Origin of the sequence: Streptomyces canus, assembly GCF_030815415.1 — a bacterium.
GTDB lineage: Bacteria > Actinomycetota > Actinomycetes > Streptomycetales > Streptomycetaceae > Streptomyces > Streptomyces canus_F.
On record NZ_JAUSWW010000001.1, the window covers coordinates 2,558,631 to 2,579,195 of the forward strand.

General features: G+C 70.8%; 16 protein-coding genes and 2 pseudogenes. 10 read left to right on the forward strand and 8 right to left on the reverse strand.

Features of this window, described 5'->3' with window-relative positions:
* Positions 1-13: 13 nt before the first annotated feature.
* Both QF037_RS11900 and QF037_RS11905 read right to left on the reverse strand, forming a co-directional pair.
* The gene (locus QF037_RS11900) at positions 14-1,675 is read right to left on the reverse strand and encodes a serine/threonine-protein kinase (RefSeq protein ID WP_307024405.1); all 1,662 of its coding nucleotides are present in this window, start codon (positions 1,673-1,675) and stop codon (positions 14-16) included.
* 63 nt (positions 1,676-1,738) lie between these two features.
* A complete protein-coding gene (locus QF037_RS11905) occupies positions 1,739-2,422 on the reverse strand; it encodes a ThuA domain-containing protein (protein ID WP_307024407.1) in 684 nt (227 codons plus the stop codon).
* Positions 2,423-2,583: 161 nt separating this feature from the next.
* Here QF037_RS11905 and QF037_RS11910 point away from each other — a divergent pair, with 161 nt between their 5' ends.
* Together QF037_RS11910 and QF037_RS11915 are read left to right on the forward strand one after the other, a co-directional pair.
* Complete coding sequence (locus tag QF037_RS11910; RefSeq protein WP_307024409.1) at positions 2,584-3,216, forward strand: VOC family protein; 633 nt, start codon at positions 2,584-2,586, stop codon at positions 3,214-3,216.
* An 83-nt stretch (positions 3,217-3,299) separates the two neighbouring features.
* Entirely contained in the window at positions 3,300-3,701 is a 402-nt protein-coding gene (locus QF037_RS11915; RefSeq protein ID WP_307024411.1) for a VOC family protein, read from the forward strand.
* Here QF037_RS11915 and QF037_RS11920 read toward each other — a convergent pair.
* On the reverse strand, positions 3,684-4,370 hold the full coding sequence (locus tag QF037_RS11920; protein WP_307024413.1) for a helix-turn-helix transcriptional regulator: 687 nt from the start codon (positions 4,368-4,370) through the stop codon (positions 3,684-3,686). The two genes, QF037_RS11915 and QF037_RS11920, sit on opposite strands and share 18 nt — an antisense overlap.
* Before the next feature lie 107 nt (positions 4,371-4,477).
* Positions 4,478-5,413, reverse strand: coding sequence for an AraC family transcriptional regulator (locus QF037_RS51450; protein ID WP_307024415.1), 936 nt, complete (start codon positions 5,411-5,413; stop codon positions 4,478-4,480).
* Positions 5,414-5,493: 80 nt separating this feature from the next.
* On the opposite strand from QF037_RS51450, the pseudogene QF037_RS11930 reads away from it, so the two are divergent.
* Positions 5,494-5,981 (forward strand): annotated as a pseudogene (locus QF037_RS11930) (SDR family oxidoreductase); the annotation flags it as partial.
* A 78-nt stretch (positions 5,982-6,059) separates the two neighbouring features.
* Here the strand turns inward: QF037_RS11930 and QF037_RS11935 are convergent.
* Both QF037_RS11935 and QF037_RS11940 read right to left on the reverse strand, forming a co-directional pair.
* The gene (locus tag QF037_RS11935) at positions 6,060-6,935 is read right to left on the reverse strand and encodes a recombinase family protein (protein ID WP_444972129.1); all 876 of its coding nucleotides are present in this window, start codon (positions 6,933-6,935) and stop codon (positions 6,060-6,062) included.
* A gap of 187 nt (positions 6,936-7,122) precedes the next feature.
* Positions 7,123-7,839, reverse strand: a complete 717-nt coding sequence (locus tag QF037_RS11940; RefSeq protein WP_307024418.1) for a TetR/AcrR family transcriptional regulator — start codon at positions 7,837-7,839, stop codon at positions 7,123-7,125.
* Positions 7,840-8,016: 177 nt separating this feature from the next.
* Here QF037_RS11940 and QF037_RS11945 point away from each other — a divergent pair, with 177 nt between their 5' ends.
* The gene (locus tag QF037_RS11945) at positions 8,017-9,645 is read left to right on the forward strand and encodes a CocE/NonD family hydrolase (protein ID WP_307024420.1); all 1,629 of its coding nucleotides are present in this window, start codon (positions 8,017-8,019) and stop codon (positions 9,643-9,645) included.
* A gap of 19 nt (positions 9,646-9,664) precedes the next feature.
* On the opposite strand, the gene QF037_RS11950 is transcribed toward QF037_RS11945, so the two are convergent.
* Positions 9,665-12,802, reverse strand: a complete 3,138-nt coding sequence (locus QF037_RS11950; RefSeq protein ID WP_307024422.1) for a Tn3 family transposase — start codon at positions 12,800-12,802, stop codon at positions 9,665-9,667.
* Positions 12,803-12,942: 140 nt separating this feature from the next.
* Here QF037_RS11950 and QF037_RS11955 point away from each other — a divergent pair.
* Positions 12,943-13,302, forward strand: a pseudogene (locus tag QF037_RS11955) (NmrA family transcriptional regulator); the annotation flags it as partial.
* A 123-nt stretch (positions 13,303-13,425) separates the two neighbouring features.
* Here the strand turns inward: QF037_RS11955 and QF037_RS11960 are convergent.
* Complete coding sequence (locus QF037_RS11960; RefSeq protein WP_307024424.1) at positions 13,426-14,565, reverse strand: YihY/virulence factor BrkB family protein; 1,140 nt, start codon at positions 14,563-14,565, stop codon at positions 13,426-13,428.
* Between the two features lie 284 nt (positions 14,566-14,849).
* Between QF037_RS11960 and QF037_RS11965 the strand changes: the two genes are divergently transcribed.
* The 5 genes from QF037_RS11965 (at position 14,850) to QF037_RS50955 (ending at position 20,456) form a co-directional block, all read left to right on the forward strand.
* Positions 14,850-16,484, forward strand: coding sequence for an acyl-CoA dehydrogenase family protein (locus tag QF037_RS11965; protein ID WP_307024425.1), 1,635 nt, complete (start codon positions 14,850-14,852; stop codon positions 16,482-16,484).
* A 405-nt stretch (positions 16,485-16,889) separates the two neighbouring features.
* A complete protein-coding gene (locus QF037_RS11970) occupies positions 16,890-18,179 on the forward strand; it encodes a GAF domain-containing protein (protein ID WP_307024427.1) in 1,290 nt (429 codons plus the stop codon).
* A gap of 152 nt (positions 18,180-18,331) precedes the next feature.
* On the forward strand, positions 18,332-19,597 hold the full coding sequence (locus tag QF037_RS11975) for a hypothetical protein (protein ID WP_307024429.1): 1,266 nt from the start codon (positions 18,332-18,334) through the stop codon (positions 19,595-19,597).
* A 75-nt stretch (positions 19,598-19,672) separates the two neighbouring features.
* Entirely contained in the window at positions 19,673-20,245 is a 573-nt protein-coding gene (locus tag QF037_RS11980; RefSeq protein ID WP_307024431.1) for a GNAT family N-acetyltransferase, read from the forward strand.
* 127 nt (positions 20,246-20,372) lie between these two features.
* Positions 20,373-20,456 carry a putative leader peptide gene (locus QF037_RS50955; protein WP_310591794.1) on the forward strand — a complete coding sequence of 28 codons (84 nt, stop codon included), beginning with the start codon at positions 20,373-20,375 and terminating at the stop codon, positions 20,454-20,456.
* Positions 20,457-20,565 lie beyond the last annotated feature (109 nt).

Genomic DNA, 20,565 nt, shown 5'->3' on the forward strand with positions numbered 1-20,565 from the left:
TCCTTACGGGGGCCTAGGTCGCCCGCCAGACCGTCACGTCCGCCATCAGGGAGCTCATTCCGGGTGTGTCCCACAGCGCGGTGTTCTTCACCTGGACCACGAGCAAGGCGATGTCTCCGGAGGGATGCTTGACGCAGAACTCGCTGCCGGCGGAGGCGGCGGCCAGCGGGAAGTCGTGGTAGATCTTGCCGCCCTCGTCCTCGGCCCCACCGAGGAGCCAACGGCAGTCCCCCAAGGTGGCACCCGGTTCCTCGGCGATGGACTGGACGATCAAGCTGTCGTCGCTCGCCAGCGTACAACCGACGTCTTCGCAGGTGAAGCGGACGTCACCCTTGCGGTCCTCACGGGTCGCCGGGCGTTTGCCGTCGTGGAGGTACAGGGAGTTCTTCTCGTTCAGCATCTGGGGCACGTCCGCCGATATCGCGCGAGGCTGCCCGGCGGACGTCGAGGCTGAGGAGGAACTCGACGCCTCTTCCGCCGCATCCTCGGCTTCCGTACCCGCCCCAGCCGACGCCGACGCCCCCGCCGCCCGCCCCGACACCGTCGCATCCGGCGTCGAGGAAGACGTAGTCGGACCCCGCCCCTCGGCCCCGTCCGCCCCTCCCCCGACCTTCCACACCAGCCCCGTCACCAGCAGCGCGCCCGCGGCCACAACCCCGCCCGCGATCAGCGCCGTACGACGTCGACGGCCCCGGCGCTGCTCCGGCACCGCCGGTACCGTCGCCCGCGCCTCGGCAATCAGCGGCATCGTGTGCACCGGCGTCGGGTCGGGGACCGGGGCCGGGACGGTCACTTCGGGCCCCGTGATCTCCTGCCACACCGCCGGTCCGCCACCCGCGTCCGCGTCCCGGCCGAGCCGCTGCCGACACCACTCGACGACCTCGGCGAGCGTGGCCCGCTCCTGAGGGTCTTTGGCGAGGCACCGCGTGAGCAGCGGTCGGAGCGGCTCGGGAAGGCGGGAAAGGTCGGGGTCGGAGTGGACGATCCGATAGAGGATGGTCGCCGAGGGGCCGTCCCCGTACAGCGGCGAGCCCAGGGCCGCGAACGCCGCCGTCTGGCCCAGCGCGAAGACATCGGTCGCCGGTGTGATGTCGCCCGCGACCGCCTGCTCGGGGGCCATGAACTGGGGTGTGCCGACGGCGGCGCCGGTGGCCGTGTAGGCCGTGGTGTCGGCCGCCAGGGAGATCCCGAAGTCGATGACACGGGGGCCGTCGGCGGCCAGGAGCACGTTGGAGGGCTTCAGGTCCCGGTGGACGATTCCCTCGCCGTGGATGGCCTGGAGCGCCTCGGCCACGCCCGCCATCAGCCACAGCACCGCCGGTACCGGCAGCGGGCCGCGTCGGTGGACGGCTTCCGCCAGGGAGGGGCCGGGGATGTAGAGCGTGGCCAGCCAGGGCGGACGGGCGTCCGCGTCGGCGTCGATGAGCTCGGCGGTGTAGGCGCCCCGGACCCGGCGGGCCGCCTTGATCTCCCGGCCGAAGCGCCGCCGGAAATCCGGGTCGTCGGCCAGCTCCGGGCGTACCACCTTGATCGCCACCGGTCGGCCCCCCGCCGTGTGCGACAGATAGACCCGACCCATGCCACCCGCCCCGAGCCGGGCGGCGAGACGGTAACCGGCCACCACGGGCGGATCGTCCACCTGAAGTGGCTGGAACACGTCAGCCGCGTTGTTCACCTGTCCCCCTGCTCCCCTGATCCCCTGTCGCGCCGATCCGATCATTCGTGCGACGGCAGAAGCCTAAAGGGTTTTCTGTGACCTCTGACCGAGGTCGGGACCGTCCAGCCGGGCCGCCCACCTGATCCCGCCCAGCAGATGCGCCCGGAAGTCGGGATCCTCGTACGCCTCGGCGGCGTGGCCGAGCGCCGTGTAGAAGACGCGCCCCGCCCCCTGCTCGCGGCACCACACCAGCGGGTGGTCGGCGCCCATGCCACCGCCGTCGTACGACGACTCGTCGGCGCGGGCCAACACCCGTACCGTGCCGCGCGGGTTGGTGCGGAAGTCGTACCACTCGTCGGTGAAGTCCCATACGGCGGGCAGGTGCCGGGTGGCCGGGTGCTCGCGGTCCTCGATGACGGCCTTGCCGGGTTGGTACTCGGGGTGCCGGTCGAAGCGGGCGCCCAGTAGTTCGCCGTAGTACGGCCAGCCGTACTCGGTGCAGGCCGCCGCGTGTACGCCGACGAAGCCGCCGCCCGACTCGACATACGAGGCAAGGCGTTCGCGGCCTGTCGGGGTGAGGATCTCGCCGCTGGTGGAGAGGAAGACGAGGGCGGCGTACCGCTCCAGGGGGGACTCCAGCGCCGTCGGGTCCTCGCTCGCGTCGACCTCGAAGGCGCCGAGGGTGCGTACGGCGGCGATGGCGGCCGGGATGGAGTCGTGCCGGTAGTCGGCGGTGCGGGTGTAGACGAGGAGCCGAGGTGCCATGCCGGCGACCCTATGCCGCGGGCGGTTCAGGTCCCGCTGAATTGATCGAGCCGAAGAGATCTCGCTCAGCCACTCGATGAACCGATCCCCCGGTGTGCGGCGACAGGCCGCCGCTCGGGTGTTCCCTCCCAGAGTCCGATCTGCGTAGCCTCGGCTGCACAATGAACACCATTCCCGCACGACTCGACCACCTCGTCCTCGCAACCCCCGATCTGGCGGCGACGGTCGCCGACTTCACCCGGCGTACCGGTGTGGCGCCCGCTCCGGGCGGGGCGCACATCGGGTTCGGCACCCGCAATTACCTGGTGTCGCTGGGCGGCACGGGCTATCTGGAGATCATCGGCCCGGACCCGGAACAGCCCGAGCCGCGAGGGCCGCGCCCCTTCGACGTCGACACACTGGCGGCGCCCCGCACGGTGACCTGGGCGATCAGTCCGCCGGACCTGGACGCGGCGGTCACGACCGCCCGGGCCCGGGGGTACGACCCGGGCATGGTGCATCCGATGAGCCGTCTCAGACCGGACGGCACCCTGCTGGAGTGGCGGCTGACGGACGGCGAGACCCAACACCCCTCCGGTCTGGTGCCGTTCCTCATCGACTGGGGCACCGCGGTCCACCCGTCCGCCTCCGGTCTGCCCGCCACTCCCCTGCTGGCGCTGTCCGCGACCGCCCCCGACCCGGGCGAGATCCGCGCCCTGCTCGCCGCCCTCGACACCGAACTCACCGTCACCGAGGGGCCGGTGGGGCTCTCCTTCACGGTGGACACCCCGCTGGGGCCGGTCAGCTTCGACTGACCGTGGGCGGCGTCGTCGTCGAGGAAGAGGACACGTCCGATTCCTTCAAGACCGACCGCTCCCGCCCTGCCTACGGTGGCCGCATGACTCCACGATTCGATGCCATCGGCCTGATCGTCTCCGACATGGCCGCCTCCGTCGCCTTCTACCGCCGCCTGGGGTTCGAGTTCCCCGAGGGAGCCGAGCAGGAGGGGCACGTCGAGGCACAACTGCCCGGTGGCCTGCGGCTGTTGCTGGACACCGAGGAGGTCGTGCGGTCCTTCCACGCGAGCTGGCAGCCGCCGACGGGCGGCGGTCGCACGGGCCTTGCCCTGCGGTGCGACAGTCCCGCCGAGGTGGATTCGGTGTACGAGGAGCTGGTGAACGCCGGCCACCACGGCGAGCTGAAGCCGTGGGACGCGGTGTGGGGCCAGCGGTACGCGAGCCTGCTCGACCCGGACGGCAACGGCGTCGACCTGTTCGCGCCGCTACCCGCGGCCGAGTAGCTCGGTCAGCGGCACACCGGCCAACTCCCTGACATCCCGCGCCAGATGGGCCTGGTCGGCGAAGCCGGCGCGCACCGCCGTCTCCGCGTACGGCACCCCGCCCCGGGCCAGGCCGAGCGCCCGCTGCAAGCGCAGCACCCGGGCCAGGGTCTTGGGGCCGTATCCGAATGCGGCGAGGCATCTGCGGTGCAACTGACGGGCGCCGAGCCCGAGTTCGTCGGCGGTCGCGGCGACCGGGCGCCCCACGTCGAGGGCCGCCACGACGTGCCCCAGCAGCGGATCGGGCGGCTCGGTGTCGGCCGCCCGTCCCAACACCACTTCTTCGAGTCCGCGGGCCGGATCGCCAGCCGCGTTCACACGGGCGGTGAGCCGCCGTACTTCGGCGACCGGCCAGAGGTCGGCGAGTTCCACCCGCCGGTCGAGCAACTCCCGGGCGGGAACGCCGAGCAGCCCGGGCGCGGTACCGGGCGGGAACCGAACCCCCGCCCACGCGGTCGGCGCGCCTTCAGTGACGTACGCACGCGTGTCGGGCCCGGCGACGAGCAGCCGCCCTTCGTGCCACAGCAGATCCATGCACCCGTCGGGCAGGACGCGCCCCGGGCTGGACCCGGACGGGGTATTGGTCCAGACGACGGCACCGTCGAGCCGGGACGCCCACTCCGCGTACATAACAACCAGGCTACGCGGCACCCACCCAGGGGCGCGGGGCTGCATCGATCTGCGGCTGCGCCGCGTGGGCGCGATCAACCACGGACAACCCGCACCCGGCAGCGCTCCTACGCCACCCTCCCCCGATGCTCCTGCGGACTCACCCCGTACACCCGCTTGAAGGCACTGGACAGCGCGAACGCACTCCCATACCCCACCTGCCGGGCGATCGCGTCGAGCGTCGCGTCGCTGTCCCGAAGACGATCCGCGGCCAACGCCAGCCGCCACCCGGTCAGATACGTCATCGGCGGCTCCCCCACCAGTTCCGTGAACCGCCGGGCAAGGGCGGCCCTGGAAACCCCGGCCTTCGCCGCGAGCGACGCCACCGTCCAGGGGTGGGCCGGGTCGTCCTGGACCAGCCGCAGCACCCGCCCGACGACGGGGTCCGCCATCGCCCGGTACCACGCCGGTGCCGCCGCCTCGGGCCTGGAGAACCACGCCCGCAGTGCCGCGATGACCAGCAGGTCGAGCAGCCGGTCGAGGACGACCTCCTGGCCGGGCTCGTCGCGCACGATCTCCTCCATGAGGAACGGCGTGAGCGGGCAGTCCCACACGTCGGAGGTGAGGGTGAGCAGCGGTGGCAGCGCGTCCAGCAGTCGCCCGCTGACCTCGCCCTGCCACAGATACGTGCCGATCAGCATCACGGCCGACCCGTCGAGCCGGTCGCCCCAGCTCCGCACGCCCAGGTCCATGGAGCCGTTCAGGGCACGCCCGTCCGGGTAGTGGCACTCGGCGCCCGGCAGGATCACCGCCTGTGGTTCCGTGCCGGGGTCGTCGGCGCAGGTGTACGGGTCGGGGCCGCGGGCGATGGCGAGGTCGCCGGCCCGTAGCCGTACCCGCTCTCCCGCGTCCGGCGTGATCCACGCCTCGCCGCGGATCATGAGCATGACGGTGAGGGGGGCGCGGTCCTCGATGCGTACGCACCAGGGGGGTTCGAAACACGCTCGGATCATGAAGGCGCCCCGCGCGCGGGGGCCCTCCAAGAGGCCTGCGAGAGCGTCCATGCGGCCAGCGTAGACGGCCGCTTATGGGAATGAGCCGTTCAGCGATGGGGTGTTGGGGCGTGCGGCCGTTGACTTGAGGCATGGCAGACAACACGGCGAAGAAGACAGTGGTGGTGACCGGGGCCTCGGGTCGTACGGGCAGCCGGGTGGCTCAGGCGGTAGGGGCGGCGGGGTTCGAGGTGCGGGCCGCGTCCCGGGCCCAAGGCTTCGACTGGGAGAACCCGACGACCTGGGCGGAGGCCCTGCGGGACGCGGACGCGGCGTATCTGATGTACCCGTCGGACGTCGGCTCCCCCGCGGCGGCCGAGGGTGTCGGGGCGCTCGCCCGGGAGGCGGTCGGGCTCGGCGTACGGCGGCTGGTGCTGCTGTCGGCGCGGGGTGAGACGCAGGCGCTGGCGACGGAGGAGGCGTTGAAGTCGTCGGGGGCGCGGTGGACGGTCGTACGGGCGTCGTGGTTCTCTCGCAGAACTTCAGTGAGGGGCCGCTGGTGGCGGAGTTGCGGCGGGGGGAGCTGGCGTTTCCGGCGGGTGAGGTCGCGGAGCCGTTCCTCGATGTGCGGGACATCGCCGGCCGTGGGGACCAACGGAACAGCCAGTATCGGTGAGATTGATCTTGGTCGCGTAGCAGGTCAAGCGCACGGCCGTGGTCATGTGTCCGTGCGCTGTGCGGCGGCTTCGGCGAGGGTGCGGTACAGGGTGGGCAGGCTGGGGTGCTTTCCCGTGTGCTTGCCCCGGGTGATGACGGTCTTCTGCTGGATCTCCTTCATAGGGGTGCCCTTGGCGCGCAGGGTGAGGGCGTACTCGATCTGGTCGGCGTCGAGGGAGGGCGGCCGTCCGCCGGTCCGGCCGCGCTTGCGGGCGGATTCCTGGCCTTCCAGGGTCTTCTCCCGGGTGTAGGTGCGTTCGGCGCCGGAGAGGGCGGCGAGGACGCCGAAGAGGATGGGGCCCTGGCCGTGTCGGTCGCCGGGGTCGTACAGGCCGGTGATGGGGCCGCTCAGGAACTCCAGGGCGATGCTGGCCTTGCGCAGGTCCTCGACGGTCACGAGGAGATCGGTGCCGCGGCCGAGACGGCGGAACTCGTGGACGGTCAGGATGACCTGGACTTCTGGATGCAGCCGTTTGAAGCGGCGGGCCATCGCGACGGCCTTCTCGTACTCGGGCCAGACCTTGACACGGGTGGAGACCTTCTCGTGGAACACCTCGAAGCAGACCGGCTCCAGCGCGTCGAGCTGGGACTGGAGTTCTTGGGTGGCCGTCGAGCAGCGCGCGTAGCCGATGCGGACCGCTGTGATCCCCGCCGCGAGCGGTGCGGGCTTGGTGGGCTCGACCCCGTCGGGTTCGGGGCCAAGCACCCAGCGTTTGCCAGGGCCTCGGTCGGGCGGGGTGAGGACGTGGAGTTCCTCGGCGACGCGGGGCACGAGCTGGAGGCGGCGGGTGTGGTACTTCGCCGCGGTCTTCCCCGCGCCGGTGCGGCACGCCGACCCGGCCGGTACCTCACAGGTCGGGCACGGGTGGCGCTCGATAGAGGCGGGGCGTCGAACTCCTCGTCAGTCATGCTCGAAAACTACCGGTGGGACGAGGTTTCAAGAAAGCATTTCAAGAACCCAATTGAGAACCTGGAGGCCGGATAAACCGGACACTGTCCGGGGTTGTGGCGGCGGCTTCTCATTTGGCCATTTGTGAGAACGGGCACGGTGCGGCGGAGTGGGATCAGTCGGTGTCGAGGCCGTCGATCAGGCGGTTGAGGAACCGGGTGAAGGTGGCTTCGGGCGTGAGGGGGCGTCCGGGGGCGGCGAGGGCTTCGGCGAGTTCCGGGTGACAGCCGTCCGCGGCGACAGCCGCGAGGTAGCGGGCTTCGGCTGCGGCTCGGTCGGGGGACTGCGAGGCGGCGGTCCGCGCAATCTCATGGGCGACATGCCCGGCCACGAATGCGGTGAGTTGGGCGAAGACCTCCAGCTTCGCCGCACCGTCCAGCCCGGTGGGCCGCAGGATGGCGAGCACGCGTTCCAGGAAGGCCAGGGTGTTGGGGCCGGGGATGCGGCGGGCGGCCAGAGCGGCGGGCAGCCAGGGGTGTCGCAGCATGTGGGCGCGCTGGAGGTGAGCGATGGCCTTCAGGTCGGCGCGCCAGTCGCCGGTGGGAGTGTTCGTGGTCGGCAGTTCGCCGCTGACGTGGTCGACCATCAGTTCCAGCAGCGTCTCCTTGTCGGGGGCGTAGCTGTAGAGCGACATGGCGCCGGCTCCGACCTGTGCGGCGACTTTCCGCATGGTGACTGCTTCGAGCCCCTCCGCATCCGCCAGGGCGACAGCTGCCGCCGTGATCGCCTCTCGGCTGTAGGCGGGCTTGCGGCCCCTGCGGGGCCGGGCCGAGCTCAGCCAGAGCTGCTCAGGGTCGACGCCTGGGGGGTCGGCCCCTCCTTCACGGGGCATGGTCCGCGCTCCCTCCCTTGATCGAGGCGGCCCTTGCGGGCCTCATCCAAGCATCCTCTATTCTCGTACATCGTACGGATATTGAGGAGGGGAACGATGGCATCACGCACGCACGGTCCTGCGCCGAGGCCGACCTGGGCACCGCCTTCCGGTAAGCCGCCACTGGCCTCACGGATAATGAGGGCGACCTGGCGCGGCCTGCCGGCCAAACGACACGATGTCGGGTGGGAGCCGGGGCTGCTGGTGCCGGCCGCCGACGGCAGCCCGCTGATCACGGACCACTACTTCCCGCGCGCCGAGGGCGACTTCCCCACCCTCTTGGTGCGCTCGCCGTACGGCAGGGGCCTGCCGTGGTCTCCCATGTACGGCGTGCTCTTCGCCGAACAGGGCTTTCACGTGGTGCTGCAGAGCTGTCGCGGCACTGGTGGCTCCGGCGGTGAGTTCGATCTGTGGCGCAACGAGGTCGCTGACAGCCAGGCCACGGTGTCCTGGCTGCGCGAGCAGAGCTGGTTCAACGGAACACTGGGGACCGTCGGCCCCAGTTACCTGGGCTACGTGCAGTGGGCCCTCGCCGTGGACCCGCCGCCGGAGCTGAAGGCGATGGTGGTGCAGGTGGGGCTGCACGATCCTCACGCCCTGTTCCACGCACAGGGTGCACTCCGCCTGGAGAACGCCCTCGCCGTCGGCGTCGGCATGACGTATCAGCACCAGGGGATGGCAGCGTTTCTGAGGGCGACGCTGCGTCTGCAGCGGCGCCTGCGTGATGTCACCACCGCGCAGCCGCTGCGCGGGGCGTACGTGTCCGCCCTCGGGGACGATGTGCCCTGGCTGGACGACGTGATGTCGCACCCGGATGCCAAGGACGCGTACTGGCAAGGTGCGTCGTTGGCAGCGGTGGCGGAGCGGCTGAATGTGCCGACCAGTTTGATCACCGGATGGCACGATGCGTTGGGCGACCAGACTTTCGAGCAGTACCGCCGACTACGTGAGGCCGGCTGCGAGACCGCCTTGCTCGTCGGCCCCTGGACCCACACGTCCGCGCTGCAGCAGGGGTGGCCCGAGGTGTTCGCCGAGAGCCTCGCCTGGCTGCGCGCGCACCTGTACGCCGATCCCTCCTGCCTCCGTCCCACCAGGGTGCGCGTGCACGTCGGCGGCGAAGACGATTGGCGGGACATCGACGACTGGCCGCCGGCCACGGCCGTCAGCCCGTGGTTTCCCACCGCGCAGGGGCACCTCACCCAGCAGGCTCCCACGGAATCCGCACCACTGACGTCGTTCCGCTACGACCCGGGCGACCCCACCCCCTCTCTTGGCGGCCCGCTGCTCTCCCGTACGGCCGGTCCTCGCGACAACAGCACTCTGGAGATTCGGGACGACGTACTGACGTTCACCGGCCCCCCGCTGACCGAGCCCGTGGACATCCTCGGCCCGGTCTCCGCGCGGTTGAGGATCTCCACGGACACCGGCCACGCCGACGTCTTCACCCGCCTGTGCGATGTGGACGCACAAGGCCGCTCCGTCAACATCTGCGACGGGCTGGGCCGGCTTCGGACAGCCGAACAGGCGCCCTCGCGCATCACCGTGCCGATGAGTTCCACCGCCCACCGCTTCGCCGTCGGTCACCGCATACGCTGGCAGATCAGCGGAGGCGCCCATCCGCGCTACGCCCGCAATCCCGGCACCGGGGAGTCGCCGGTGGACGCCACCACCTTCACACCGGTGCGCATCACGCTCCATGCGGACTCAGCGCTGATGCTTGCGACGCTTGCCCACAGTTCCGGGCTCAGTCCCACGGGGAACAGCTGACGAGCCGGACCCGACGGGCTCACTGATCGGCACCGTCTTCGTCGTCCAGGCCGACCGCGTCCGGGTCGCGCAGCGGGCGCAGGGACCCGGCGGCCGGGGTGGAGGCGGTGAAGCTGTAGCGGCCCAGCACGTTGAGATTCCTGTGCTTGAGCGGGGACAGCCGGGCCACGTCTTCGTCGCGGATCTCGTGGCCCTCAGCACGGAGCTGAGCGACCGCGGCGTCGATGTACCGCGTCGTCCAGAGGACCACGGCGTTCAAGACGAGACCCAACGAGCCCAACTGATCTTCCATCCCGTCCCGGTACGCCTGGTGGATGGTGCCCTTCTTGCCGTGGCAGATGTCGCGGGCGAGCTTGTGACGGGACTCCTGGACGGTGAGCTGCTTGTGCATCTGACGCCGGTAGGTGTCGTCCACGGGGTCGACGACGGCGAGCAGGTGCAGGGTCTTGGCGATCCGCCCGTACTCGGCGAACGCCGCGCCGAGCGGGGTCGGGTGGCCCTCGCGGCCGAACATCCTCAGCAGATCGTAGGCACGGACCTGGTTGGTGACCAGGGAGCCGGCCACCCGCAGCATGTCCGGCCAGTGCGTGATCACCTTCTTCACGTTCACTTTGTTGCGCGCGAGGGACTCCAGCGGCCCGTACCCGCCCACCTGCTCGGCGCCGGGCATCTGGGCCTTCCAGAACCGCTGGTCCTGGAGATCCTTGAAGCGCGGGGAGAAGCGGTAGCCGAGCATCTTGAAGATGCCGAACACCATGTCGGAGTAGGACGCGTTGTCGGTGGCGACCATCTCCGGCTTCACCCCGCCGTCCAGATTCAGCAGTGCGTCCAGGATGAACAGCGAGTCGCTTGGGGTGCCGGGAACCACCATCTGCCCGATCCCGACCACCTGATCATTGATCGCGTTGAGCCAGGTGATGCCCTTCTTCTTCGCGAAGTACTTCGGCGAGGGAGCGGCGTTGATGGTGCGGACGGGGACGACGAAGCGCAGGCCGTCGACGGAGGCGAGCAGCCCGTTGCCCCAGAACTTGACGATCGGCACCTTCGCCTGGGCCTCAATCAGGGCGGCGTTGGCCGCGGCGATGGTGTCGGCGCGCAGGTAGTACTGGTCGACGTGGACCAGGCGGGAGCGGGTCAGCGCCTCGATGTTCGGGCTGATGACCGGGGTCATCCCGATGTTGCAGCTCTCGCTCACGAGCAGGGCCACCACCGAGGTCGCGAGGTCCTTCATCCGGGTCTTGCCGTCGCCCAGGTGCACGAAGGCATCCAGAAAGCCGGTCCAGGCGTGCACCTCGAACAGCAGGTCCGGCAGGTCGACCTTCGGGAGCATCTTCTCGACCCGCTTGCGCAGCCAGTTCAGTGACTTCGGCTCACCGAGCGCGTGGAGCTTCTCCACGTTCAGCTTCGCCCGCCCGTTGGGCTGTACCTCGATGCTGATCTTCGCGTCGTCGCCGGCCTCCTCCAGGCGTTCGGCCATCTGCTTCCACGCGGCGTCCAGCACGGCGACCAGGTCCTTCAGGTGCTGCTCGGCGTCCGCATCCAGGCTCAACCCCGCCAGGACGTCGTCACGTACGGCCTCCCACTCCTTGCCGTCCAGCAGGCGGGCGCGCGGGTCGGACCAGCGGTGTGAGGGGGAGGCGAAGATATCCCGGCGCTTCAGGGCGCGGAAGAGCTGCTCCAGCACGCACACCACGTACGCGTCGCGGTCCACCGCCCCCTCCGGCAGCTCGGCGTTCGCGTACACCGCCTTGCGCCACACCGGCGGCACCAGCTTGTCGTCGATCTCCCGCGGCAGTAGCGGCTTCTCGCTCACCCGACGCCTCGCCAGGGCGGGCAGCCGCCTCACCCCCGCCAGCACCCGTTTGCCCCCGGTCGCAGCCCCCAGCGCCGAGGTCTCGCCCAGCAGGGCCAGGAACGGCTTGACGGTGTTGTAGCGCAGCGCCAGGGCGTTGCGCATGGCGATCTCCGCCGAGTCGTCATCCTCCGGGACCAGGCGCACCACCGTGGCCGCCGCACTGGACAGCACGGCCCGTGGCGCGATCTCCTCCAGCGCCCGCCACAACGCGGCCCGATCTGGATCGCAGCCGGTCTCCTCCAGCAGCTCCAGCTCCTCGATGACCACCTTCGAGAGCCTGGCCGTGATCCTGGCAGCCTTCTCCAGCTGCGGCAGCGTGGACAGGCGTTCCTTGTCCGTGGCCCGCTTCGAGGTGCTGATCAGCCTTGTCGCCATCAGGATCTCGAACAGGTCCAGCGCGTCGTCGATCGCCTTGGCCTCCAGGTGCCGCATCACCGCGGTGAGCATCGCCGTGCGCTTCGGCTCCGAGGTCCGCTCCAGCTTCGCCGCCTTCGTGCCCAGCCCGTACCGGGCCAAAGAGGCCAGCCGGTTCGGCGGGACCTTGTTCAGCTTCACCCGCCCCAGCCGGTACGCGGCAATCTCATCCATCCGTTGGAGCGCGTTCCTCATCGCGGTGCCCGTGGTCCGCGTCGGCGGCTGGCGCAGCTGCTCCAGGTACGAGTACCTCTTGCCCTCCGGCGTCTTCAGCAGCGCCACCAAGTCCCCCGCCAACGACAGGTCCGCCCGCCGGGCGGCCTTCGCGACCGTGGTGTGCAGCCGCTTCTCCGCGATACGGCGGACCTCCGCCACCTCCCGCGCCAGCACTGACACACCCGGCAGCAGCACCCGGTTCCGGCGCAGCCAGCCCACCGCGTGGTCGAACAGAGCCTTCGGCCCCTCCGCATGCGCCGTCCACGCCCGCCCATGCAGGAACGCCCGGAACTTCCGGCCCATCTCATGGTCCTCGTACGCGTGATAGCCGTACGCGTCACGTATCTCCCACGCGTGGTCGTACACCGTCTGCCGCCGCTCCGTGTATCGCTTCACGCACGACGCGTCCTCGATGCCCAGCTGTTCGGCCAGATGCTCGACCACCGACCACGGCACATCCAAGGGGTCCTCACCCAGGAACAGCCCCGCATACCGCACCGTGCACATCTGTAGCGCGAACCCGAGTTGGTGGTGCTTCGTACGCCGCAGCGCGATCAGGTCCCGGTCCACGTCGTCCAGGAAGAAGAACCGCTCCAATTCGGGCCGTGTCGGCTCCTCGCAGAACCTTCCGTACGCCTCGGCCTGCTCATCGGTCAGAAATTCGACTGGCATGCGGCGGACGTAACCACCCGCCACGAGCGAGCGCGGATCTTGCGGTGAACCCCCAGCCGAGGCGGGTGGCCTGTGCTAGTGGATCAACCTTCGGGGTCCATGATCAATCTCACCGATACTGGCTGTTCCGTTGGTCCCCACGGCCGATCGCGGACGTGGTCGCGGTGGCGTTGACGTCCGGGGACGCCTATGTGGGGCGGACGCTGGAGCTGACGGGGCCGCGGTTGCTGTCGTTCCGGGAGGCGGTCGCGGAGATCTCCGGGGCCACCGGGAGGGAACTGGCGTACATCCCGGTTCCGGCGCGGGACTACGGGGACGCGCTGGTGGGGTTCGGGGTGCCGCCGGAGGAGGCGGAGTTCCTGGTGGAGGTGTTCGAGGGGCTGCTCGACGGGCGGAACGCGCGTCTCACGGACGGGGTCCGGGAGGTGCTGGGGCGTGCGCCTCGGGACTTCGGGGACTTTGTGCGGGAGGCCGCGGCGGCGGGGGTCTGGAAGGGGTAGCGCCGCGGGGGTGCGGGAGCCCCGCCGGGTGCCGGTTCATCGTGGCCGGTCGCGCCCACCCGGCGGTAGCCGCACATCGGTACAGCCCCGGGCCCCCGGGCACACCCGGCAGCCCGGCGACTTCTAGGAACCGTCCTCCTTGTGCGGGGGGTGCGTGCTCTTCGCGTGGGCTCGCAGTCTCGCCGTCACGTCCTCCGGCGGCAGGAACCGCGACCATCGCTCGGGGAACTCCGACGGCATGTCGGGGTCCTCCGGGTCGATCTTGTGGTGGGCCGCGGCTCGTGCGACGTACTCGGCGACCTGTGCCTCGCGGACCCGCTCGTTCGCGGCGCGGGCCGCCGCCGTCGCGGCGGCCGGCCAGACGCGGTCGATCGCGGCGTTGACCGCGGCGCCGACGAGGACGGCGAAGGCGGAGACGCCGATCCACAGCATCACGGCGACGGCGGCGGCGAGGGAGCCGTAGATCGAGGCGCCCTCGATGGTGTTCGTGAGGTAGATGCGCAGCAGGAAGCTGCCGAGCACCCACATGGCGAGGGCGACCAGTGCGCCGGGCACGTCCTCGATCCAGGGGGAGCGCACGGGGACGGACACGTGGTAGAGCGTGGTCAGGAAGGCGATCGACAGGACCATCACCACCGGCCAGTACAGGATCTGCACGAGGGTCTCCGACCACGGAACGATCCGCACCACCGCGTCCGGGCCCGCGACCATCAGCGGCAGCGCGATGGAGCCGATCAGCAGGGCCGCGAGGAAGAGCAGGAACGCCACCAGTCGGGTCTTGACGATCCCCCGGACGCCGTCGAGGCCGTACATGACGGTGATGGTGTCGATGAAGACGTTGACCGCGCGCGAGCCGGACCACAGGGCGAAGAGGAAGCCTATGGAGATGACGTCGGGGCGGCCGCCGTTCATCACGTCGTCGAGGATCGGCTGCGCGATCTGCCGCACGCCCTTGTCGGACAGGACGGTACGCGAGGCCTCCAGGAGGTTGGCCTCCAGGCTGCTGATGCTGTCGGTGCCGGTCCAGTCGTCGACGTAGCCGAGCAGGCCGATCATGCTGAGCAGCAGCGGCGGCACGGACAGCAGCGTGAAGAACGCGGCCTCGGCCGCGAGGCCCAGGATGCGGTACTCCATGCACGAGTTGACGGTGTCCTTGAGCAGCAGCCACGCGGTCCTGCGCTTGGAGACGTCCCGATAGAGGGCACGCGCCCGGTGGAGGCGGCCGGAGGGATGCCGCTGGGGGGATTCACTTGCTGGCTGCACGCCCTAAAGGTATCCGTCGCGGGAGGCTGCGCTCATCCCCCGGGTGGGCGTCGGGCGTGTGTGAGCACGTAGGCGATTCGAACCGTTTTCCTGTCATGTCTACGTTGTCCTAAATGTTCGGTCACTTATGGCCGCCGTGAAGCTGGCGATCGCCCTGGACCGGGCGATCCCGGGCGGGCGCGGGGCTGTATCGATGTGCGGCTGCCGCCACGTGAGCGCGACAAGCCACGACCGCCCCCACCCGCCGAACGACTTCACGCGCCCGCGGCGGGTAGGTTCCCCACATGGCAGGCAGCACGCACACCGTGACCAACCAGCCCCCACCCCTGATCGGCCACGATGTCTACACAGCCGACAAAGCCCTGGTGGCGGCCGTGGAACGGCATGTGGACCCCGTACACCTGGACGACGTCCGAAGCGAACTGGCCGCCTTCGGCAAAACCTCCGGCTCCGCCCAGGTCCAGGAATGGGGCGCACAGGCCAACGAGAACCCGCCCCGTCTGAGGACCCACGACCGCTACGGCCACCGCATCGACGAGGTCGACTTCCACCCGGCCTGGCACCGCCTCCTCGGCAAGGGCGTCTCCGCCGGCCTCACGGCCGCCTGGACCCGCCCCGCCGGCCACGTCCGCCGAGCCGCCGCGTTCCTGATCTGGACCCAGGTCGACGCCGGCAACCTCTGCCCCCTGTCGATGACCCACGCCGCCGTCCCCGCGCTCCGCACGGACCCCGTCCTCGCCGAGGACTGGGAGCCTCGTCTGACCTCGGTGGTCTACGACCGTGAGCTGCGCCCCGCGCATCAGAAGGCGGGCGCCCTGTTCGGCATGGGGATGACGGAGAAGCAGGGCGGCAGCGACGTACGGGCGGGCACCACCCGGGCCACCCCGCTGGCCGAGGACGGCACCTACGAGCTGACCGGCCACAAGTGGTTCTGCTCGGCCCCCATGTCGGACGGGTTTCTCGTCCTCGCCCAGGCCCCCGAGGGCCTCACCTGCTTCCTCGTCCCGCGCGTCCTGGACGACGGCACCCGCAACCCGTTCCGTATCCAGCGCCTCAAGGACAAGCTCGGCAACCGCTCCAACGCCTCCGCCGAGGTCGAGTTCGACGGCACCTGGGCACGCAGGGTCGGTGAGGAGGACCGGGGGGTGCGGACCATCATCGAGATGGTCGCGGCGACCCGGCTCGACTGCGTGCTCGGTTCGGCGGGTCTGATGCGGCAGGCCGTCACCCAGGCCGTCCACCACTGCACGTACCGCGAGGCCTTCGGCGGCAAGCTCGTCGACAAGCCTCTGATGCGCAACGTGCTGGCCGATCTCGCCCTGGAGTCCGAGGCGGCGACCACCCTCGCGCTGCGGCTCGCGGCGGCCTACGACGACGGCGGCGAGCAGGAGCGGGCCTTCCTGCGGATCGCGGTGCCGGCAGCCAAGTACTGGGTGACCAAGCGCTGCCCCCCGGTGACGCTGGAGGCCGCCGAGTGCCTGGGCGGCAACGGCTACGTCGAGGAATCCGGCATGCCCCGGCTGGTGCGTGAATCCCCGCTCAACTCGATCTGGGAGGGCGCGGGCAACATCCAGGCCCTGGACGTCCTACGGACCCTGCAACGAGAGCCCCTGGCCCTCAACGCCTACCTCCAGGAGGTCGGCAAGGCCCGCGGCGCCGACCACCGCCTGGACGGCGCGATCAAGAACCTCCTGACGGAACTGGCCGACCTGGAGGGCATCGAGGCCCGAGCCCGACGACTCACCGAGCGACTCGCCCTCGTGCTCCAGGGCTCGCTCTTGGTCCGTTTCGCACCACCGGAGGTAGCCGACGCATTCTGCGCGTCCCGCCTGGGCGGAGACGGCGGCTCGACCTTCGGCACCCTGCCCCCGACGCTGGATCTGGCATCGGTGGTGGACCGGTCAAGGCCGCAGGCCTGACCGTCCAGGGGTGCGGGGAACCGCGCGAGCAACCACGAACCACCCGCGGACGCCACCGCGCATCAACCCGGCACCCCCTACCGCGAAAACGGCCCGACCGCCGGAGGTAGGGGGTGGTGCTGCGCCGACACGGCACCACCCCCGCCTTGGCCCGTTCGAGGCCGCGAACGCCGCTCGGGACGGCGTCGCTCAAGTTTCAAACAAGGCCTGGCCGTCCACCAGGGTTGCAGGGGGTTGCAACTTGCTGCTGACTGTGGCCGGACTGTGTCCCTCCGCGAGGGCCGAAAGGCACTATGAGACGGACAGTCAGGACGGACGTCGTACACGTGGCCGAAAGGCGACGAGGAACCGGTTGTCCGCAGCCCTTCATCAGCCCCTCATCAGCCCTTCATCCGGGAGGATCCCGTGGCGCACCCGCTGACGGACGTCACCCAGCTCGCCGCCGTGGACGCGGCGCGTGCGGCACGGGTGCTCAGCGACGTGCGCTCCGCCACGCTCTCCGGGCAGCGGGCCCCGGTCGCACCCCGTCCGGTGATCGAGCAGTCCTGGGGGCGGATGCTGCGCGGCGGGGTCGATCCCGACCATGACTTCCGGAGCGGGCTGCTGTCCCGGGAGGAGGTGCTGCGGCGGCGGGAGACCTCGGTGCTGCGGCACGTCCTGCCGGTGCTGCGGCAGGGGCTGGTGTCGGTCGCGGACGCCGCCCACCACATCATGGTGGTCGCCGACGAGGACGGCCGGGTGCTGTGGCGGGAGGGCAGTTCCCCGGTGCTGCGCAAGGCCGACGGGACCGGCTTCGAACTCGGCGCGGACTGGCGGGAGAGCGTCATCGGCACCAACGGCATCGGCACCCCGGTGGTGGCCCGCCGACCGGTGCAGGTCTTCGCCTCCGAGCACTTCGTACGTTCGCAGACCTCCTGGACCTGCACCGGGGCGCCGATCACGGACCCGCGGGACGGCCGGCTGATCGGTGTGGTGGACGTGAGCGGGCCGCTGGACACGATGCATCCGGCGACCCTCGCCTGGGTCGACTCGGTGGCCAAGCTCGCCGAGGCCCGGCTGCGGGAGCTGCACCAGGCCTCCCTCGAGCAGCTGCGCGCGGTGGGGGCGCCGGTGCTGGCACGGCTCGGCGGCCGGGCCCTGGTGGTGGACGGGGACGGCTGGACGGCCGCGGTGGCCGGGATGCCGTACCAGAACCGGATCGGGCTGCCCAAGTCGCTGACGGCGGGCCGGCGGTGGCTGCCGACGCTGGGCCTGTGCTCGGTGGAGCCCCTTGCGGGGGGCTGGCTGGTGCGGGCGGCGGCCGAGCCGGTGCCGGCGGGCACCGCCCGTATCGTCCTGGATCTGTCGCAGCCGCGCCGCTGGTCGGTGACGGTGTCCGGGATCGCCGGGTCGTGGAGCCATGAACTGAGTCCTCGGCACGCCGAGTTGCTGTATCTGCTGGCCGTGCACCGGAGCGGTCGCAGTGCGGCGGGCCTGGCCGAGGACATGTTCGGCGACCCGGAGCGCAGGGTGACGGTGCGCGCGGAGATGTCCCGGATCCGCCGGTATCTCGGGGGACTTCTGGAACACCGGCCGTATCGATTCCGCGAGGGTGCGGAGGTCGAGGTCCTCCGCCCCGCCGACCCGCACGACCTGCTGCCGCACTCCACGGCACCCGCGGTGACCGGCAAGCGGTTGTCCGCACACCTGCCCTGAAGCACCCAACAGGCGGCATCTTTCGCATATTTGCGGGGTCTTCGTCCCCGGCAGGGTCCGACTGCCGTAGCATCCCTCTACGGGCCACCCCACCTGCTCCTCCGTCAACGTACGGATCACCAGGCGCAGTTGGCCCGCCTCGGGAGGACGACATGATGCAGCGCGGCAGACACCGCAGGCAGAAGCGGGGCAGAGCGGCACGCGCCTTCCTGGCCGGGACCGCCCTCGCCCTCACCGCCGCCGCCACGATGATCAGTGCCTCACAGGCCACGGTCGCCGACGATCCCGGGGCGTTGAAGCCGCTCGCCACGTCCGCCGAGACGGACGTCCTGCGCCTGCGGGAGCACCTGGAGCCGCAGCGCAGCCTCGACCGGCTCTCCTCCGCGATGGGCACACCGGCCGGCGTCAGCGCGGTCCTCGACAGCGCCGACCACACGCTGCGCACCGCCGCCGACTGCGCTCCCACCGAGCGTGAGGCGCTGCCCGTCGAGCCGGCCGCCACCCGCGCGTACTGCTGGGACGCCGCCGACACCCGGTCCTGGCGGGCCGGCGCGGTCACCACCTCGGGCGACGCGGACGACGACGGTCTGTGGGGGCAGAACCGGGTGATCCTCTCCGCCTGGTCGCAGGGCGCCCATGATCTGGCCCGGGTGGCGTTCATCGACGCCAACGACCTGGAGCGGCCCACCTACTCCTGGGTCCTGCTCACGGTCCCGGTCGACGGCGGCCGCGACTACCGCGCCCTCGACTCCCGGGTCTCCGGCATGGTCTGGTACCAGGACAAACTGCTGGTGACCGCCGCCGAGGGCCTGTACGTGTACGACATGGACCGCGTCCAGCGCACCACGGTGGACAGCCCCGCCGTCGGCCGCGTGGACGGCGGCTGGGCGGCGCACGGCAGCCGCTGGGTCCTGCCCGCGGTCGGCACCTACAGCCTGGCCGGCGGGAAGGCCGCCGCGCAGCCCGGCTATCTCTCCCTGGACCGCAGCACCTCCCCCGACAGCCTGGTCGCGAGCGAGTGGGTCTCCAGGGACGACGACCGGGACGTCCGGCTGTGGCGCTACGACTTCAGCGCCGCCTCCGACCGCGCCGGCCTCCTCACCACCGACCCCGCCGGGTACACCCGGGTCGACGAGGCGTACGAGACGAAGGCGGCCGGTGTCGGCGCCGTGCTGTCGTACGGCTCGAACTGGTACCTGGGCCGTGCCGCGGACGCGGACGGCGGCCACGGGACGCTGTGGCGGCAGAGCGCGACCGGCGCGCGGGCCACCCGGTGCGGCACCGACGAGACCCGCCAGTGCTGGAGCACCGAGTCGGAGTCCCTCTCCTACTGGGAGGCGACCGGTGAGGTCTGGTCCCAGTCGGGCCGGGTGCTGTTCGCCATGCCGCTGGCCTCGGTCGACCGAGCGCTGGGTTAGGGCAGGACCACGGCCCGCCGGGCGGGTCACGGAGCCGTTCGACAGATGATCGGGCCGGATGGTTCCCTGGCAGGCATGGCCGACATCCCCGTGACCACCTGGTCCCTGGAACAGACCGACCCGACCGACGTCCTCCCGGCCGCCGGGCCGGACGGTGACGTCAGGATCGTGCGCTCCGAGGTCCCCTCCCCCGAGTTCAGCCGCTTTCTGTACGCCTCCGTCGGCGGCGACATCCGCTGGATCGACCGGCTCGGCTGGACGTACCGGCAGTGGGAGGAGCACCTGGGCCGGCCCGGCGTGGAGACCTGGGTGGCGTACGACCGGGGCACGCCCGCGGGGTACGTGGAGCTGGAGCCGCAGGACGACGGGGTCGTGGAGATCGTCTACTTCGGACTGGTCCCGGCGTTCCGGGGCCGCCGGATCGGCGGCCACCTGCTGTCGTACGGCGCCGCCCGCGCCTGGGACCTCGCGGACCGCTGGCCGGGGCTGGCGCCGACGAAGCGGGTCTGGCTGCATACGTGCAGCCTGGACGGCGAGCACGCCATGGACAACTATCTGCGCCGGGGCTTCAAGCTCTTCGACACCAAGGTCGAGGAGGAGCCCGATGTGGCCGCTCCGGGGCCCTGGCCGGGCGCCTACCCGGTCTGACCTGCGCGGACAAGACTCCGCGCGCGGTATGTGATCGAGACCACCCTTGTCTCACTCTTCGGGACAAGGTTGTCCGCATGATGGACGAAGCTGGACTGTGTCCAGATCGCCGTGACACGCTTCCGTCATGTCTGGAACTGGAATTGCCTTGGTGAGTCGGCGGCACGTCGACCTCGGCCGCATGTCCAGCGCCATCTGTCCGGCGCGCTAGCGCTGCATCCGATAGTGGCCTCCGGCCACGGGGCAGCGCCGCCCGACATCTCCCGCATTGGTCTCATTCCTGCGCAATGCTGCGCACATACACGTATGCGCCCGTACGC